Source organism: Shewanella sp. POL2, assembly GCF_000282755.1.
Lineage (GTDB): Bacteria > Pseudomonadota > Gammaproteobacteria > Enterobacterales > Shewanellaceae > Shewanella > Shewanella xiamenensis.
In genome coordinates this window covers 1-1,517 of record NZ_AKZL01000188.1, presented here as the reverse complement: position 1 = coordinate 1,517, position 1,517 = coordinate 1, and the positions used below count along the sequence as shown (strand labels likewise).

2 protein-coding genes are annotated in these 1,517 nt (G+C 50.0%); both read right to left on the bottom strand.

Annotated features, from left to right (window positions below; all coding sequences use genetic code 11):
• Positions 1-517, bottom strand: a 517-nt coding sequence (locus SHEWPOL2_RS21960) for a transposase zinc-binding domain-containing protein (protein WP_037431778.1), incomplete at its 3' end; no start/stop codon positions are given.
• Positions 514-1,404 carry a site-specific integrase gene (locus SHEWPOL2_RS21955; protein WP_037431775.1) on the bottom strand — a complete coding sequence of 297 codons (891 nt, stop codon included), beginning with the start codon at positions 1,402-1,404 and terminating at the stop codon, positions 514-516. The genes SHEWPOL2_RS21955 and SHEWPOL2_RS21960, both read right to left, overlap by 4 nt.
• Positions 1,405-1,517 lie beyond the last annotated feature (113 nt).

Genomic DNA, 1,517 nt, shown 5'->3' with positions numbered 1-1,517 from the left:
GCCGCTTGCCAGAGTGGTAGCTCCCTGCGGGGATAATGAAGTGCAGATGTGGATGGTAGTCTCTACGCCGACTGTGAGTATGCAATACCCCCGTGAAGCCGATGTCACCACTGAGCTTAGGGGAGCGTGCTGCAAAGTCTTTGAGTACACTCGCTGCCACGGTAAACATGGCGTGATAGAACGGCTCGGGTTGCGATTTTGCTATGGCTCTTAATTCAAACGGCAAGGTAAAGGTCACCATAAAATAATTCACCGGTAATAACTTAGCTTGTTGTTTACTCAACCAGTCACATGTGGTGCCATGTTGACACTGTGGGCAACTGCGATGACCACAAGAGAGCGGAAACTCAAGCTGTTGCTCGCAGGTTTGACAATCCCAGCAACTCACCCTCGCCGTGTTGCAACGACAGCTGAGTATGGCATGGATAGCATCCTGTATCTCTGGGGTGATTTGATGGGCATAACGCTGCCGAAAATCCGCCAGATGTTGGCGTAAAATATCGATAAACTGGCTCATAACCCACACTCCCACCTCAAGGCTAAGCCGTTGGTCAGTTGGTTAATCGCCTCACAGGTATTTTTGCGGGTGATATCAGTGAGCCGCGTGTAACGGGCGGTGGTATTCAGGCTATGGTGGCCGAGCAGTGTTTGCACCGAGCGCAAATCGAGTCCTTGTTCCAGCAAATGGGTGGCATAACTGTGACGTAGACTGTGCGGACTGATGGCTTTATGAATATTGCACTCGGAAATGACTTGCTTCATGGCTTTTTGGAGCCCGCCTCTGTCCATGAGTGAGTCAGGTTGATTATCTTTACCCGGAAATAGCCAACGAGGATGACGGTGGGTGCGCCAATAGAACCTTAACGCTAACAAGGTGCGTTGAGGTAACGGCACCAGTCTATCCTTGCCCCCTTTAGCATCACGGATATGCACCTGCATCAGTCCCGCATCAATATCCCCGACCTGTAATGAAATCGCTTCACCAAGGCGCAATCCCATGCTGTACAGGGTTAAGAAACAAACCTGATAACGCAGTTGACGCGTGAGGCTGATAACCATCGCGACCTCGCAGGGCGTCAGGATATCGGGCAGGTGTTTCACCTGTGGTGGCTTAACAATATGAAGCCACTGCCAAGATTTGTTGAGGACGTGAAAGTAGAAAAACTGCAAACCGTTGCGGTCGAGTTTGACGGTGCTCCAAGAATGTGAGGCAATCAAATCAGCAAAATAGCGCTTCAAATCATCGGTGGTCAAGGTGTCGGGGCAGCAGTCAAAATATGCCGCAATACGGCGTATAGCTCGGCTATAGGCATCAATGGTTGCAGGCCGCTTGCCTTGCAAGGTTAAGTTGGTAAGATGTTGTTCATAAAGTAAATCAAAGCGTTGTTGTTCGTGAATGTCCATGATGATACTCCTAGGATTGCGACCGAAGCAGGTCGCGTCTAGCAAGTATTTAGGATGAGGGGCAAAAGGATGGCTTTATCTTGTTCCTGCCGCAAAGCGGCTTCGTTCAACAA